Below are 15,851 nucleotides of genomic sequence, written 5' to 3' on the forward strand. Positions count from 1 at the left end.
AAGAACGCCAATGGAAACTCTGATAGATGGCAAAGAGATCTGGAAGGAAAAATTTGTAGCCTGAATTTGACCTGACAGACACCCTCTGAAAAATCGGTGACTGTCAGATCAGGTCTGAACTACTACAATTCAGGCTGCAGTAATCAGCTGATATTTTTCCATCAATTCTTCCTCGGTTTCCTCACAATCGGGATTCTTCGGAATACAGTCCACAGGACAGACCTGCTGACATTGTGGCTCATCATAATGCCCCACACACTCAGTGCACAGCATGGGGTCGATCTCATAGATCTCTTCGCCGGGAGAGATTGCACTGTTTGGACATTCCGGTTCACAGACGTCGCAGTTAATGCAATCGTCGGTAATCATTAACGCCATGGCTGACCTTTGATTCTGCTGGATCAGGAAGCCTTACCATAAGGCTTGCTATTCTTCCGGGAAGTGTCTCAGTTTGCGCTGAACTTGTCAGTCAGGGCTTTCTGAACACAAGGATCGACAAACTTGGAGATATCCCCGCCCAGTGATGCTATTTCCCGAACCAGAGTAGAGGAAATGTAGGAGTATTGTTCAGCGGGAGTCAGGAACAGGCTTTCTACTTTAGGGGCGAGCACCCGGTTCATATTCGCCATCTGAAACTCATACTCAAAATCCGATACAGCCCTCAGGCCGCGCAGGATCACCTGTGCCTCTTGTTCCGCAACGAAACTGGCCAGCAGTGAGCTGAAGCCGGTGACCTCTACATTGTCCAGATGGGCGGTAACCTTTTCCGCCATTTTGACGCGTTCACCCAGGTCAAACATGGGTTTCTTCCTGGGGCTTTCGGCAACGGCGATGACAATCTTATCAAACAGCCTGGCCGCTCTTTCAACAAGATCCATATGTCCCCTGGTGATGGGGTCGAATGTACCAGGATAGATTACCTTGATCATGAATAATGACTCTCCCGCCACCATTCCATAAACGGGCCGAAGGCGAATAAAGAAGTTGCTGAATGAAACTGTCAAAAGAGGGCATGTTAGCGAAATCGCTGTGCGGGTTCAATTACAGTCGGACTGGGATTCCGGTTGCAATTAATCATCAGGTAACCACTCGATTATGCCGGGGGGACTCCCATAAATTATAACGAGGCGTCGGTAGCTGATTCTGATGTCTCCGCCATGAACCATACATCGTTTTCCCTCACCCCAGCCCTCTCCCATAGGGAGAGGGGGCGGAGCAAGGTTTTAGGTCCTGTTAACTCATTGCTTAAAAGAGCATCAGTGCCCCCCGGAAAGAAAAGCCAGCAGCTTTTTCTGGAGCCAGCCGTTATAGGGTGGGTAGACCAGTTTTGCGCTGTTGAATTTTCCTTTGGTTAAAACGGCCTTGGCTTTGGAGAAGGTCAGGAAACCTTCATAGCCATGATAATGCCCCATGCCGGAAGGCCCAATCCCTCCAAAAGGCATATCCTCCACGGCGGCATGGAACAGACATTCATTGATACAGGCGCCTCCGGAGTGGGTCTGTTCCAGAACACTCTGTTGATTGTGTTTATCAGAGCCAAAATAGTACAGCGCCAGGGGGCGGGGGCGCTTGCGAATAAAGTCAATGGCTTCGTCCAGGCTGTCAATGCCAATGACGGGCAACAGGGGACCAAAGATTTCCTCCTGCATCACCGTCATGTCGTCCGTTGCGTTCATGATCAGTTGCACAGGCATACGTCGGCTGCCGTCATTGATGGTTTCGTCCGTGGCACTTCGGATATCCGCCCCTTTTTCCCGGGCATCTTCCAGGTGTTTCTGCAGGCGCAGGTGATGCCGGTCGTTGATAACAGACGTATAGTCGTCATTGCCATTAACGCAGGGGTACATTTTCTTGAAGGCATCCAGATAAGCTTCCACAAAAGCGGTCTTCTGGTCGTTTTTGACCAGAATGTAATCCGGAGCGATGCAGGTCTGGCCGGCATTGAGGGCTTTTGCATAGCAGATGCGTTCTGCGGACTCCTGAATCGGGAAGTCACTGTCCACGATGACCGGAGATTTGCCACCCAGCTCCAGGGTGACAGGGGTCAGGTTATTGGCTGCAGATCGCATAACGTGATGGCCCACTGCCGTTGAGCCGGTGAAAATCAAGTGATCAAAAGGCAGGCGGGTAAATTCCGCGGCAACGTCAGCATCCCCGTTGACAACAGTGACCAGATCTTCTGGAAAGGTGTCCGCTATGATTCTGGCCACCCGCTCCGATGTTTTCGGAGTGAACTCGGACATTTTGATCATGGCCCGGTTACCTGCGGCCAGAATGGTCAGCAGGGGGCCCAGAGAGAGAAACAGAGGGTAGTTAAAGGGAACGACAATGCCCACCACCCCCAGGGGTTGGTAAATCACTTTGGCTGAAGCGGGCTGGAGTTGGGCGCTGACTTTCCGCCGACTGGGTTTCATCCATTTTTTCAGCCGTTTCAGAGTGTAATGAATGCCTCCAAGGTTGGGCATGAATTCGGTGAGCAGTGACTCACTCTGTGCCCGGCCACCAAAGTCCGCGTCCAGAGCTGAAAGCAGTTCGGCTTTGTTGTTCAGCAGGGCCTTTTCCAGTGCTTTTAAACGGGTTTTACGCTCTTCAAAGCCTGGGTTGGGGTCCTTCAGAAAAGCTTGTTGCTGATGGCTGAACAGTTCCCCCAGAGACGGAGTGATCATTTGCGTCACCTTTCGGTTTTCGGTAGTGAGGGGCTCGGCAGCGTTCATGGTTTCAACTCCTTTTTTGTTATTGGTGCTTTCCCCTAACCAGTGATTTCTCAATGCTTATGTTCCGCCAGGGGCATTTTAGGCATTGAATCGAAGGGAACCTGTGTTATTTTTAGAGTAATTACTCTAGTTCGTCAATGGGCTTTTCAGTAAAGCTTCAGTCACATTGTCAGAACACGTTATCGCTACAGCAGCAATCGCTCAGGTATGGCCATGAAAACACGGGATAAAATCCTGTCTGCAGCTCTGGGATTATTCAATAAAGAGGGGGAGCGAGCCGTCACCACCAACCACATTGCCGGCCATTTGGGGATTTCCCCGGGCAATCTTTATTATCACTTTCGTAATAAGGAGGCCATCATCCTGGCACTGTTCGAGCAATTTCAGGGGGGACTGGTGAAGCGCATTGTCCTGCCTCGAGACCGGCCCATCACCCTGGGGGATAAGAAACAATACCTGGAAGCGATGCTGGAGTGCCTTTGGGAATACCGGTTTATTTTTCGGGACCTGCACGGAGCGATTGCCCGCAGTGAGGCGCTGCAGAAGCAATTCAGAGCGTTTGCTCATGTCTGCCTTGAAATGATTGACCAGGTTTTTCACGGCCTGGTGAGATCAGGCTTGATGGACGCCACGGAAGAAGAAATGAAAGCACTTGGACTGAATACGTTTATGGTGCTGACCAGTTGGCATGAGCTGGTGAATACGCTGATTCCTGCTCAGCCTGAGCCCCCGAGAGAGGTTCTGAGCCGGGTGATTTATCAGGTATTGTTACTGGATCGAGGCTTTATTACTCCGGATGCTCTGGAGTCCTTTAAGGTTCTGGAGCGGTCTTATTATTCTCCGTTGCCTCTGTGACCCCATTGAGGTGATCTGCCAGAAACAGTGGGATACGGCTTTCCAGCCAGTACTCCTGCTGCTGAAAAGTACCACTGATAAAGCCCACATGCCCTCCTTTGTCGCACAGCTCAAGGCAAGTGCTTCCGGACAGTTCTGTGGCCCTGGGAATCACTTTGTCGGTCATAAAAGGGTCGTCTTTTGAGTGGATGATCAGGGTTGGTGTGGCAATGCCCTTGAGGTAAAAACGGCAGCTGGACTGGCGGTAGTACTCTTCGCCGCTGGTGAAACCATGGAGCGGAGCCGTTACCCGGTGATCGTACTCCTGAAAGGTTTTTATGCGGTCCAGATTCCCAATGGCTTCAAGGGGGGCCAGATGGTCATACCACTGTTGTCGGGCAAAAAAGGCCCGTTTGGCTTCAAGCTGTTGCCGCATGCGCCGGATAAAGCGGTTTCGGTATATTTTTGAAACCCCCTGGTTCATCCGGCAGGCACAGAGGTCCAGAAGAAAGGGAGGAGAGACAGCCACTGCACAGTCCAGCAAACTGTTTTCTCCCTGCTCTCCCTGGTACTTCAGAAGTAAATTCCCTCCCAGGGAGTAGCCCACTGCAGCCAGCTGACGTTGTGGGAATCGTTTCCTCAAGGCTTTCAGAAGGGCAGACAACTCCTGGCTGTCACCGGAATGGTAGCTTCTGGGAAGAAGGTTAGGTTCGCCGCTGCAGCCCCGGAAATTAATAGCCACGCTCTGCCAGCCGTAGTTCAGAAGCTGCTTCTGAAGTCCGACAATATAGCTGGACTCTGAGCTTCCGGTCAGTCCATGAAGCAAGACGATCAGTGGACCTTGGTTGTTTGTTCCATACCAGTCGATATGAATAAAGTCGCCATCGGGCCAGTAAAGGGTTTCCCGGGTTCTCGCCAATGGCAGCAGGTTACGGAAAAGCGTAGACCAGATGGTTTGCAGGTGTGGGTTGTCCAACAGTGTTCTGGTTTGAAAGGGGGCTGGAGGTTTCATGGTTTTCTGGCGTTGTCGCAAAGCCCAGCCGGGAGCCGGACGGTATTCATGCCATGTGCTTCAGTATACGAAAAGATCACTGAAATGGATGGTTTTAACTTCATTGAGCCGACAGGGCGACGGATTATTTTATTTCAGGCAGTAATCCGGTATTCAACTCATCTCTGACCTGCATAAGCATAGCTCCGAGCCGGTTCTGACCATTATGGTCCTTTCCTATTCCCCAGATCCTATCGTCTTCTGACATTTCAACAATAAGTGCTTGGGCTGATTGCCTTAACAGCTGACGGAATTTGGGGCTCTGTTGTGCTTTAGCCCTTAGAGCTTTGAGCATTACCTGATCTTTAATGTTGTTCCATTGATCATAGGTGTATTGCAGGGCTTTCGGTTTACCCTTCATGATGGCCCGAATGTATTTGAAGACATGGCTTGGGTATTGTAACTCAAAGGTTTCGCCACCCAGCTTTACTTTTGAGTTATTGCGGATATTGTTCCACTCCTCGCTTCCAGGCTTGAACTTACAAGCCTGGAAATAATGTTCTGTGGTTCTCCAGGAGTGCCCGTCAATAGCCAAAGGTCTTTCTGTTGGCCAGAAATTGGTGAATTCATAATAGGGTTTTCCTTTGTGGTAAAACCCGACGTAGGTTGATGGGGCTTTTCCTTTGAACTCTTTAGCATGCACCTTCATATAATCCTGATAGGATTGCACAGGGTGCTCATTCTTGCTGGAGGTGATACCCGAGACAATCACTTTGACAAAGTACGCCCTTCTCCGCTCACCTTGCGGGCCGACGGGTTCATTCAGCACTTCGTTAACGATGGCGTCAAACTCTTTATCGGTCATTTTGTCTTTGTGTTTTCCTGCATAGACGCCACAGCTGATGGGAGCCAAAAGTACATGGGTGTTATTGGCATTCGCAGCTCCATCAAGAGCCGCTCTTACAGTGCACTTAACGCACTCCCGGAAGTGTTGGAAATTTCCCAGTGATGCCTGATTCAGAGTTCTTTTCATTGACCCCGTAGGCTGACCACTTTTTTTAGGGTTCGGGTGGTCATTGGCATTAGGGCCTGCACTGAAAACCAGGTCAGCTTTGACGCTCGTTCCTGGAACCAATTGCTGGCCGGCCACTGCAGACAGGCGGGCATCGCTTACGACCCAGGCATCTGCGTAATCATTGGGGTCTGTAGACTGGGTGTAATCAATGCCCTGAAGGGTCATGGTATCCTGGCTCGTATAGACCGGTTGTATTAACCCCCACTGACCAAGGACGGTGTTTGCTACCCATTGATCCTGTAGGCCTCGGTTTTCACCGCATGTTGTCAGAATGCAGTTGGCCGTTACGGTTTCTTCCTGGGTTCCGAGCTTTAGTTTTTCTGGTGTAACGGCTTCTTTCAGCCCGTTTGAGTCAGCCAGTCCTCCGAGAGGAAGCCCGGAATTACCGGCAACGACGACGGCAACCTTATGGTGTTGAGGGTCAAAGGTGGGGTCTTTGTGTATCTGCCAGGCGGCGGTGCCCGCTCCGCCAGGGGTTTTCCATCTTTCCAGGGTTGCCCGTTGGGGAAAGGGGGGGCGACTGTCGTATAGAACGGTGGTATTGATACCTCTTGCTTCATAACGGTCCGCTGGTTGGGCGTGCGGCCATTGCAAAACAGTGGGTTTTGGCGGAACTTTAGGCTTTACCACTGGGGGGGCAGGGGCAGGCTGTTTTACTTTCAGGGACCGGTCAGGCTTGGTTAGTCCTATCACCTCTTGCCAGTAAAGTTGGGGGCTTGCCCCTTCTTGCGCTCTGTAGTCGTTCATGAATGCTTCAAGCTTTTGGGCGATATCAATCCAGCCAACAGCAATGAGGAATTCGAACAGACGGGTAATTCGCTGGTGGTTGTGATCGAATGCGCCACACCATTTTCTCAGTCCTGGATGTTTTTTTGAATGCAGGGAAAAGCCGTTTGTGGCTTCTTGCCATTGTATTCCCCAGAAACCAAGCATTTTATGCATCGATTTCTTAATTGTCTGTTGTATTGCTGGGTCATTGTTGATGTCCTCGACCATTTTGACCGTGATCAGAGGTGCTTGTGCGTTGTTAGCTGAGAATGATGGCCTGGGAAAAAGCAACTGAATAAAGTCATGCTCTTTTTCAAGTTTCCGATCGCCCATGGATACTATATCGCTCAACGTCCACTGTTGCCTTTGAATTCTGGCGCTGCCTGAACGATAAAATTCGAGCCATTGTCTTGTCATTTCCAATTCTTGTTGATCGCTTCTTCCATTGTTAATTCTTTGAATGGCTGTTGCCCGGTCTACCTTAGGCCTGCTGTCCCTGATTATTTGTGAAATGTTTAACTCTCTGATGGCTCCTATGCGCTCAGCTATTTGTTGTGTGCCTCCGCGCCTTTGCACATGGGATAGAGGGAGGGGCACTCGTGTATCCATTTCTCCCTCTGTACCCCTGGCTTTGAAAGTTTTTGGTTTGACATGAGGTGCGGGTTGGGGCGATGGAGGGGCTTCCCGTCCATTTTCAGGCTTGTGAGTTTTCTCAGCCATCACCTGCTTCAGCTCTTGAAGAAAATCATCCGACTCTTTCTTTTTTCCAGTGACGGGTTGAGTGGTTTTTTTTTCGGGTTTTGGTGTGACCTTTGCCTGCTTTAAGGGCGCTTCTTCCCTGCTTTCTTTGGATTTGGTCCAGTCAATAGGGGGTGGCGGCGGCGCAGGAGGAGGTGGTGGAAAGTTACCATTGCTGGTTTGATTGCCGCTGGCTTCAGGTTTTGGTTTTCCGGGCTTCGGAGGCGGTTCAAGGCCATAGTCGGGTTCTACTTCTGTCGCAGTCCTGGTTCGTGCATTCTGAGGTGGTTTCGAATGCTTTCTGGCAGGATCCGGGTCATTGGCACGATGCCCTTTGGCAGGTCGGGTACTGAACTCAAAGCCCGCCTCCTTCTGGAAAGGTGGAAGTGGTGGCATACCCGGTCGTGCCTGGCGCTTTGTATTGTCGGCCTGGTTTCCATGGGGCCTCGGTGTTTTGTTTTGTGGTGCTTTTCTTACCTGAGGGGGGGCATGGGTTTCTGGTTGTCGGGGCTTAGGGTACAAAAGGACTGGCTCTGGAATATCCAGTAATTCTTTTCCCAGGAAAAAGGCATCCGGTGTACCCGGATCATGGGGGATTTCCAGGCCCTGGTCCTGTAGTTGGGTTTTGCTGGTATTCAGGGCCTGTTCAACGTCATGCAGCCTTTTGTGAATAATGGTTTGCTGTGGTTTAAGCTGCCTCTCCAGGGGCTCCAGTTCCAGATCCAGTTCATTCATCAGTTCCTGCAGTCGCTCTGGATCGGCCAGGAGTGCAGGTTCAGGAGGGATCACGGTGACTTTTTTGCCACTGTCATCCAGGTAGGAGATTTTGAAGTGCTGACTCTGGTGTTTGTTGCCCTCCATAATGGACCGGACTTCTTCCAGGGAGTCTGAGAATACTTTCTGGCAGCTTAATGAGTGCTTCTGGGTGAGTAACTCCTGATGACGCTGGATATACCAGTCTGTGGAGTGGGTTGCCGTGCGTTGCTTAAGAGCGGCTGAAGGTGGCTGCCTGCTGCCTTTTCCTTTGATCGGTTTGACCGGGTCTGCCTGCGGATGAAGCGGGTCTTCTTTCCTGGGTGGCTCAAAGCGGTGTGGCCCACCTGCAGGTGTGACTCCGTCGCCCATGGTCAACTCCTTTCTGAATTGAGATTCAGTCTGTATCGACCATTAAGGGTGAATCGTTCAATGATTTTCGGGCTGGTAGAGCAAGGTGCTGTCGGAAGGGACAGGGAGAAGGCTGGCCAGAAGGCCAGCCCAAAGGAAGGTCAATAAATCAGCAGATTCGATCGGCTTTATAGTAGGCGTCGCCGGTATCAATACCACTGTCGAACTCTGTCTGGCCAGTGCGGCTTGAGCTCTTCAGGTTTTCCCGGGACTCAGCGGTTTCTGAAGGCAGAAGGTGCTCTACTGCGGCTTTTTCACCCAGCAGTTCTTCTTCGGTCTTCTTCATCATGGCCTGGCCGTATTCGTTGATCTCCAGTCCCTGAACAACTTGATAGCTGCCAAATTCGCACACCACCGGGAAGGAGTAGTAAATCCCTTTGGCAACGCCATAGCTGCCGTCAGAGATGATGCCCATGGAGACAATCCGGCCTTCGCTGCCCAGAGCCCAGTCACGCATATGATCCAGGGCAGCCTGAGCGGCAGAAGCCGCACTGGAAAGCCCGCGCCACTCAATAATTTCAGCGCCACGCTTTTGAATACGGGGAGTGTATTCTTCCTTGTACCACTGCTCATCGATCATATCGATGGCGGCTTCATCACCCAGCACCCGGGCATGGTGCAGGTCAGGGTACATGGTTGGAGAGTGGTTGCCCCACACACAGACACCTTCGATATCCGCTGGATTGACGCCCAGCTTGTTACCCAGGATGCCCTGGGCACGGTTGTGATCCAGGCGGGTCATGGCACAGAACTGGGCAGGGCTCAGATCTGGAGCATTGCGGGACAGGATCAGGCAGTTAGTGTTGGCAGGGTTACCGACCACCAGGGCTTTCACGTCACGATTGGCCACTTCATTCAGGGCTTTACCCTGTTCAGAGAATATGGCGGCATTGGCTTCCAGCAGGTCAGCGCGTTCCATGCCTTTGGAACGGGGGCGTGCACCGACCAGCATGGCGTAATGAATGCCCTTGAATCCGTCAAACGGGTTGTCGTGCAGGCTGATGCCGTGAACCAGAGGGAAGGCGCAGTCTTCCAGTTCCATGGCCACGCCACGAAGCTTGTCCATGGCCTGGGGGATTTCAACCAATTGCAGGATAACAGGCTGATCAGGTCCCAGCATTTCACCGGCAGCGATCTTGAACAGCAGAGAGTAGCTGATGTTGCCAGCTGCACCTGTGACCGCAATACGTACGGGTTGTTTCATGGGGACTGCTCCTTTGAGTTGTCAGTTCGTTCTTAAGATTATGAATACGCGGAATATACCGCCTTCCGGCGCATTGTTTTTTTGATAAAGATCAGCCGCGCTCAGGTTACCCATAACGTTTCGGTAAGTCCATATGGGAATGGGTGGATATTGCTATTTTTTGATCAGTTTTGGGAGTTAGGAGACCAGAGGCTGAAACAAACCTGGCCGGCAGTTTTGCTTTTGAGAGGGAGCCAGTGATCGGGCAGTGAGGGAGACAGTTCTTTTTCTGTTTCAATGTAGATCAGGCTGTCTTCTGTCAGATAGCCGTTGTCCTCCAGCAGCTGACAGGCGGGTTCAAGAAGATCCATGCGAAAGGGGGGGTCAAGAAAAACCAGGTCGAATGGCTCCCTGGCAGGCCGCTTCAACCACTCCAGGCTATCGATTTGAACGGTCTGGGCATTGCTGGCTTTTAATAAAGAAAGGTTGTCATTGAGCACTTTTATGGCCATTGGGCTCTTTTCCAGCATGACCGCTGAAGTGGCACCTCGTGAAAGTGCCTCCAGGGAAAGTGCGCCCGTTCCGGTAAAACAGTCCAGCACCCTGGCCCCGGGAACTGCCATGGCCAGCCAGTTGAATACCGTCTCCCTGACCCGGTCGGAGGTAGGGCGCAGGCCCGGCTGTTCGGCAACAGGCAACTTTCGACCACGCCACTGCCCGGCAATAATCCTGAGTTTGCCTCCTCCACCGTGACGGGAGCCGGTTCTGCTGGAAGGGGATTGGGTCGGTTGACCTGAATGTCGGGAAGACCGGGGTTTGACAGCCATTGATTCACTCCTTGGGGAATAGCGGGGGATAGTAGTGCAGGGGGAAGTTAAAAACTATATCGAGGGTAAAATGCTGAAGAGGTTGCTATATAAATAGGCTGTCGCAATAAGTAAGAAAGTGGTTACTTTATCGGGTTTGTTTTCGCTGGTGGCGGGTTGTCCTGGATGGAATGCTCTGATGAATTCGTGGTGGCAGGCTCTTCCGGACATAACGCATAAGTGAGGCCAATAATGATCAGTCCGATAGCAGCCCAGATCAACAGCCTTTTACCAGGGACTGGCTGAGTAGGACTCATGGTGATGCTCCTCGGTCCAGACGGCCGTATTGGGCAGCCTGGGGAAAGTTCGTTTCGTGAATGAGTGAATTAAGATAGGATAAACCTTTATTTGTTACCTGCTTTCATTACCCATTGGCTCTTATTGTAAGCCCATGGCAAGCAGACCCTCCCACCTTTTCGATTGAAGTAGTCTATGTTCGGTTCGCGCAAAGACGATGATAAAAAGGCCAGGCGAAGCCTGTGGCCCTGGGGCCGTCGTGGCCAGAAAGACACTCCGCAAAGTCCTGACCAGGTGCAGCTGGAGTCAGAAGATGCCGTTGTTATTGAAGAGCAAGCGGCGGAATCGGGTTCTCTGGGGTCCAGTGTGGCCCAGCCAGAGCCTGTCAGTGAGAAGATGCCGGAGCACCAGGAATCCAGCGATCCGGTTCGGGTTCCTGAAGCGCCTTCAGCGGAACCCACTCCAGATCAGCAGCCTGTTGTTGAGTTAGAGCCTTCAGCAGGTAGAGAATCTTCAGCGGAGGATACAAAGCCTTCAGCGGGTAAAGAGCCCTCAGTGGCGGTTACGGTTGCCCCGGCTCAGGAGAGTCCGGTTCAGGATCCACCAAAAAAAGGTTTCTTTGCCCGGATGCGTCAGGGGTTGACGAAAACCCGTGGTGCCCTGGTGGAAGGCGTTGCCGAGTTGTTCATCGGTAAAAAGGAAATTGATGATGACCTCCTGGATGAGCTGGAAACCCAACTGCTGGTTGCAGATGTGGGTGTTGAGGCGACCACCGAGATCATCGACAGGCTGACCCGGAAAGTAAAATACAAGGAGCTGGATGACGCGGATGCCCTGATGGCTGCCCTGAAGTCTGAGCTGGCGGCGGTTCTGGAGCCGGCAGACCAGCCATTGGAGATTCCTGCACAGGATGGCCCGTTTGTCATTCTGGTGGTGGGGGTCAATGGTGTTGGTAAAACCACGACCATTGGCAAGCTTGCCCGGAAGCTCCAGTCTGAAGGTCGTAACGTGATGCTGGCCGCGGGGGATACCTTCAGGGCGGCAGCAGTTGAGCAGTTGCAGGTTTGGGGTGAGCGTAATGACATTCCTGTGGTAGCCCAGCACACCGGGGCAGACAGTGCGTCAGTGGTGTTTGATGCTTTTGAAGCTGCCAGAGCCCGGGGCGTTGATGTGCTGATAGCGGATACCGCAGGTCGTCTCCACAACAAAGAGAACCTGATGGAAGAGCTGAAAAAGGTGAAGCGGGTTCTGGGTAAGCTGGATGCCAACGCTCCCCATGAAGTGTTGCTGGTACTGGATGCCGGGACAGGACAAAATGCCCTCAATCAGGCCCGGCTGTTCCATGAAACGGTGCAACTCAGTGGCATGGCCCTGACCAAGCTGGACGGTACGGCTAAAGGCGGAGTGATCTTTGCCTTGTCAAAACAGATGCAGCTGCCCATCCGGTTTCTCGGTGTGGGTGAACAGATTGATGATCTTCGGCCCTTTTCTGCCAGTGAATTTGTGGATGCCCTGTTTGATCGGGGTGATGATTAACGGGCTCCCGGACAGCCATAAGAGGGAAATGCCTGCATAATCCGGAATAGCGGCATTTCCCCGGAAAAATACAAATGGCAGGCTGCTAGCACAGTGTGAACACATCGATATGGGCATAACCTGGGCAAAGGAATTATTTCATGATCCGCTTTGACGGAGTCAGCAAACGTTATCCGGGCGGACATGTAGGGCTGGAACAAGTCAGCTTTCACTTGAAGCGTGGGGAAATTGCTTTTTTGACCGGGCATTCCGGAGCGGGCAAGAGTACGCTGATGAAGCTGGTGATGCTGCTGGAGCGGGCCAGTGCTGGTCAGGTTTGGGTGGGAGGCCATAACCTGCGTGCGTTGAAGAACAGCCAGGTACCCTATTTTCGAAGGAACATCGGCGTTGTTTTTCAGGATCACCAGCTACTGTTTGACCGCTCCGTGTTTGACAATGTTGCCCTGCCTCTGTTGATTGCCGGTTATTCCCATAAAGATTGTGCGGGCAGGGTTCGTGCCGCCCTTGATATGGTCGGTTTGCTCAGTAAAGAAAAGCGGTTTCCCGTTGCCTTGTCGGGGGGAGAGCAGCAACGGGTGGGGCTAGCCCGGGCCGTTGTCAATCGGCCCGCCTTGATTCTGGCCGACGAGCCAACCGGTAACCTGGATCCTCAGCTCTCTGCTGAAATTATGAAGCTGTTTGAAAATTTCAACCAGGTGGGTGTGACCGTTCTGGTGGCCAGTCACGACCTGGCGCTGGTGGCACGGATGCGGCACCGGATTCTGACGCTGGATCAAGGTCGACTGGCTTCGGACCAGGAGGTGAAATGAGCCTTTTTCCCCGTAAGAACCGGCGAAACCCGGATGGCAGTCGTCGCAAAGTGACGTCGGGCGACGAGCCTTCCTCTTTCAGTGGTGGAGCCCATCGGCAGACTGCGGCAGCCTTGACTCTGCGCTCTCTGTTTGATCTTCACCGACAAATGTCTACTGAGGCCTACAGGCGGCTTGTCAAAACCCCCGTGGCCAGTTTGATGAACTGCCTGTTGATTGCAGTTGCTTTTTCTCTTCCTGCACTTCTGTACCTGCTGATTGATAACCTTCAGCAGTTGGGGGAGAACTGGGATGGGCAGCCCCGCATTTCGGTTTATCTGAACCATGAGGTTGATCAGAGCCGTGTTCAGAGCCTGCTCAATGAAGCGGGGCAGCTATCGGGCATGAAACAGGCGGTTTACATCTCTCCCGAACAGGGGCTCTCAGAGTTTCAGGCGAAAGCAGGCCTTGGGCCGGTGGTTGGCAGCCTTGGGTTTAACCCGTTGCCTGGGGTAATTCAGCTAACGCCTGATGCCGATGCTTCATACCAGCAGCTTGAGAGTGTGGCCCAACGTTATGAACAAATGCCAGAGGTCAGTCTGGTCCGGCTTGATCGTCAGTGGGTGCTCAGACTGCAGGCAATACTGGGGATGATTGAACGGGTCATCATCACGCTTGGTTTGTTGCTGGCCTTTACCGTAGTGCTGGTGATCAGTAATACCATTCGGTTGAATATAGAAAGTCGACGGGATGAAATTCGGGTCATCAAAATGGTAGGAGGAACCGGAGGCTTTATCACCTTGCCCTTTCTCTATATGGGGGCCTGGTATGGAGCTGCAGGTGCGCTCCTGGCGCAACTGGTTGTTTTTCTGGTTCTTGTTACGATTTCCGGCCAGGTGCTTGAACTGGTCGGGCTGTATGGCAGTGGCTGGACTTTGCACGGACCTGGAATTGCTCTGTTTGCTGCACTATTCTTGTCAGGGGTTGGGCTGGGTGTGCTTGGTGCAGCGGTCAGTTGCTACAGGCATATACAGGTGCTTAATCCCGAGTAGTTCTTTCAGAGATCGGCTGTAAATTAAGAAAATTTCCTGTAAAGTCGATAGCGCTCATAAGGTTTTCTTTTGGTATTATGAGCGAGAATTTGAACTTGTCAGGGTTCAAAGCAGTCCAATCATAATCAGGATAAGAGGGTATTTTGCCGGAGTCAGTTATGGGCACCAGTCTTCAACCGGTCGATATGTTAATTCCCGGCCGTAACATCGATGCTTACGTTGCCTCGGTCAGCAGCATTGCTGTGTTGACTGCTGAACAGGAGAAAGGCCTGGCTGAGCGTCTCTATTATCAAAACGACCTTGAGGCAGCACGCCAGCTGGTTATGTCACACCTGCGGTTTGTTGTGCATATTGCCAAAAGTTATTCAGGCTATGGGCTTCCATTGTCGGACCTGATTCAGGAAGGTAATGTTGGCCTTATGAAGGCAGTGAAGCGCTTTAATCCTGAAGTAGGGGTTAGGCTGGTTTCTTTTGCCGTGCACTGGGTCAAGGCCGAAATTCATGAGTTCATTCTGCGCAACTGGCGTATCGTCAAAGTAGCAACGACAAAAGCTCAGCGTAAGCTCTTCTTTAATCTGCGAAGTGCCAAAAAGCGTCTTTCCTGGCTGACCAACGATGAAGCCAAAGCGGTTGCTGAAGATCTCGGTGTTGAAACCCGGGTGGTTCACGAGATGGAAGGGCGAATGGCAGGGCAGGATACCGCTTTTGATGGTTATGCTGATGACGATGATGAAAAGTCTTATCAGGCGCCTGCCCACTATCTGGAAGATCGCAGTGCAGACCCATCCTCTTTGCTTGAGGATGCTGACTGGTCGGATAACTCCATCAACCAGCTTCGAAGTGCACTATCTCAGTTGGATGAGCGCAGTCGGGACATCCTGCAAAAGCGTTGGCTGACTGAAGATAAAGCTACACTTCATGAGCTGGCGGATACCTACGGTGTGTCAGCTGAGCGTATTCGCCAGCTGGAAAAGAATGCCATGAAGAAACTGAAAGGTTCCATGGAAGCCTGAGCAGTTAACCTGACAAACACTATTGTTGAAGAGGCCACCCAAGAGGGTGGCCTTTTTGCGTTATATAGAAGCACTTTTATTTTTCAGGTTGAAGTTGACCCGGTCCTCAAGGTGCGTATAATGCGCCCCACTTCCACGACATCAGTCAGGACAGCGGAACGAGTCGTTCATTGCTGACCGGGTTCGATGATGGGAGGTGCGGTTGGTTAAGCGGTTATCAAAAAATGACCGGTTGACAACGAGCCGCAGCGCGGTAAGATGCGCATCCGCTGACAGGGGCTGAGGCCAGCGTCAGTGAGTTGAAAAGCTTCTTTGCTCTGACGCAAAAGATTGCTTGACAACGAAAGCCGCCACGGTAAGATAGGCGGCCTTGCTGACCGGCACCATCGCCGGTTAGAGATTAAGTCTCAACGACCTAATCAAGTTCTTTAACAAGATATCAGACAATTCGTGTGGGCGCTTGTGCGATTGCATCGGTTAAGAAGGCTTCTCTTCGGAGAGGCTTTCACAAAACTTTGAATGCTTGATCAATCAAGTGAACACTCGTTAATTCAGCTCTCTCACAGAGAGTTAAATAAATGTGACGTTCATGAGAATGATGAGCAGCTAGCTTGCTAGCAAACGATTTAAACTGAAGAGTTTGATCATGGCTCAGATTGAACGCTGGCGGCAGGCCTAACACATGCAAGTCGAGCGGTAACAGAGATAGCTTGCTATCTGCTGACGAGCGGCGGACGGGTGCGTAACACGTAGGAATCTGCCCGATAGTGGGGGATAGCCCGGAGAAATCCGGATTAATACCGCATACGCCCTAAGGGGGAAAGCAGGGGATCTTCGGACCTTGCGCTATTGGATGAGCCTGCGTCGGATTAGCTAGTTGGTGGGGTAAAGG

The 15,851-nt window shown here is 51.9% G+C and carries 13 protein-coding genes and 1 rRNA gene; 6 read left to right on the forward strand and 8 right to left on the reverse strand.

The features are described from left to right. Positions 1-129: 129 nt before the first annotated feature. The 3 genes from ACNRUY_RS22455 to ACNRUY_RS22465 form a co-directional block, all read right to left on the reverse strand. Positions 130-378 carry a YfhL family 4Fe-4S dicluster ferredoxin gene (locus tag ACNRUY_RS22455; protein WP_488113900.1) on the reverse strand — a complete coding sequence of 83 codons (249 nt, stop codon included), beginning with the start codon at positions 376-378 and terminating at the stop codon, positions 130-132. A 68-nt stretch (positions 379-446) separates the two neighbouring features. Continuing rightward, complete coding sequence (gene coaD / locus ACNRUY_RS22460; protein WP_488113901.1) at positions 447-929, reverse strand: pantetheine-phosphate adenylyltransferase; 483 nt, start codon at positions 927-929, stop codon at positions 447-449. A gap of 327 nt (positions 930-1,256) precedes the next feature. Continuing rightward, entirely contained in the window at positions 1,257-2,714 is a 1,458-nt protein-coding gene (locus tag ACNRUY_RS22465) for a coniferyl aldehyde dehydrogenase (protein WP_488113902.1), read from the reverse strand. A gap of 213 nt (positions 2,715-2,927) precedes the next feature. Here ACNRUY_RS22465 and ACNRUY_RS22470 point away from each other — a divergent pair, with 213 nt between their 5' ends. Beyond that, on the forward strand, positions 2,928-3,569 hold the full coding sequence (locus ACNRUY_RS22470) for a TetR/AcrR family transcriptional regulator (RefSeq protein ID WP_488113903.1): 642 nt from the start codon (positions 2,928-2,930) through the stop codon (positions 3,567-3,569). Here ACNRUY_RS22470 and ACNRUY_RS22475 read toward each other — a convergent pair. The 5 genes from ACNRUY_RS22475 to ACNRUY_RS22495 form a co-directional block, all read right to left on the reverse strand. Next, positions 3,526-4,560 (reverse strand): hydrolase, encoded by a 1,035-nt coding sequence (locus ACNRUY_RS22475; protein ID WP_488113904.1) that lies wholly within the window; start codon positions 4,558-4,560, stop codon positions 3,526-3,528. The two genes, ACNRUY_RS22470 and ACNRUY_RS22475, sit on opposite strands and share 44 nt — an antisense overlap. Positions 4,561-4,684: 124 nt before the next feature. Then, positions 4,685-8,245 carry a riboflavin biosynthesis intermediates N-glycosidase gene (gene ybiA, locus ACNRUY_RS22480; protein ID WP_488113905.1) on the reverse strand — a complete coding sequence of 1,187 codons (3,561 nt, stop codon included), beginning with the start codon at positions 8,243-8,245 and terminating at the stop codon, positions 4,685-4,687. A gap of 148 nt (positions 8,246-8,393) precedes the next feature. Further along, positions 8,394-9,488, reverse strand: a complete 1,095-nt coding sequence (locus ACNRUY_RS22485) for a malate dehydrogenase (RefSeq protein WP_488113906.1) — start codon at positions 9,486-9,488, stop codon at positions 8,394-8,396. A 164-nt stretch (positions 9,489-9,652) separates the two neighbouring features. Next, on the reverse strand, positions 9,653-10,294 hold the full coding sequence (gene rsmD / locus ACNRUY_RS22490; RefSeq protein WP_488113907.1) for a 16S rRNA (guanine(966)-N(2))-methyltransferase RsmD: 642 nt from the start codon (positions 10,292-10,294) through the stop codon (positions 9,653-9,655). Positions 10,295-10,416: 122 nt separating this feature from the next. After that, positions 10,417-10,590: a hypothetical protein gene (locus ACNRUY_RS22495; protein WP_488113908.1), complete on the reverse strand. Its 174-nt coding sequence runs from the start codon at positions 10,588-10,590 to the stop codon at positions 10,417-10,419. Between the two features lie 175 nt (positions 10,591-10,765). On the opposite strand from ACNRUY_RS22495, the gene ftsY reads away from it, so the two are divergent. The 5 genes from ftsY to ACNRUY_RS22520 all read left to right on the forward strand — a co-directional run. Beyond that, positions 10,766-12,106: a signal recognition particle-docking protein FtsY gene (gene ftsY / locus ACNRUY_RS22500; protein WP_488113909.1), complete on the forward strand. Its 1,341-nt coding sequence runs from the start codon at positions 10,766-10,768 to the stop codon at positions 12,104-12,106. Positions 12,107-12,246: 140 nt separating this feature from the next. After that, positions 12,247-12,915 carry a cell division ATP-binding protein FtsE gene (gene ftsE / locus ACNRUY_RS22505; RefSeq protein ID WP_488113910.1) on the forward strand — a complete coding sequence of 223 codons (669 nt, stop codon included), beginning with the start codon at positions 12,247-12,249 and terminating at the stop codon, positions 12,913-12,915. Then, positions 12,912-13,946, forward strand: coding sequence for a permease-like cell division protein FtsX (gene ftsX, locus ACNRUY_RS22510; RefSeq protein ID WP_488113911.1), 1,035 nt, complete (start codon positions 12,912-12,914; stop codon positions 13,944-13,946). The genes ftsE and ftsX overlap by 4 nt, the downstream gene beginning before the upstream one ends. A gap of 158 nt (positions 13,947-14,104) precedes the next feature. Continuing rightward, entirely contained in the window at positions 14,105-14,959 is an 855-nt protein-coding gene (gene rpoH, locus ACNRUY_RS22515; protein WP_488113912.1) for an RNA polymerase sigma factor RpoH, read from the forward strand. 628 nt (positions 14,960-15,587) lie between these two features. Beyond that, a 16S ribosomal RNA gene (locus tag ACNRUY_RS22520) occupies positions 15,588-15,851 on the forward strand; the annotation flags it as partial.

Source organism: Endozoicomonas sp. Z74 (genome assembly GCF_057680865.1).